This is a genomic window from Pseudomonas sp. HY2-MNA-CIBAN-0224, from assembly GCF_040310285.1.
In the GTDB taxonomy this organism is placed as follows: Bacteria; Pseudomonadota; Gammaproteobacteria; order Pseudomonadales; family Pseudomonadaceae; genus Aquipseudomonas; species Aquipseudomonas helleri.
Window position 1 is genome coordinate 1 of the sequence record NZ_JBEOPQ010000243.1, and the last position, 368, is coordinate 368.

1 pseudogene is annotated in these 368 nt (G+C 46.2%); it reads right to left on the bottom strand.

From position 1 onward, the window contains the following. Window positions 1-53: 53 nt before the first annotated feature. Window positions 54-368, bottom strand: a pseudogene (locus AAEZ03_RS26230) (iron ABC transporter substrate-binding protein); the annotation flags it as partial.

Sequence of the window (368 nt, forward strand, 5' to 3'; positions counted from 1 at the left end):
GCATTTGTCTTTTGGCTACTGTGCTTTTTAGGTATGGCAGGGTTTAAGAGGCTCTATTTATAACCTGCTTTGTCCATCATTTGAATCGCTTGGGTTTGCAGCTCGCCAAACTTTTGCACGCTGATGTCGTCTTTTTTGAATTCGCCCCATGATCTGAGCATATCTGACTCATCGACGCCTTCTTTGACTGGATATTCTTTATCAGAGCTGGCGTAGAGACCTTGGGCTTTATCCGACGACAACCATTCCATCAATTTAAGCGCACCATCAGGATTGTCTGAGTCTGTGACCACACCCGCCCCAGAGATATTCACGTGAGTACCAGTAGTGCCTTGGTTTGCCCAAAAGACTTTGACAGGGAAATTCGG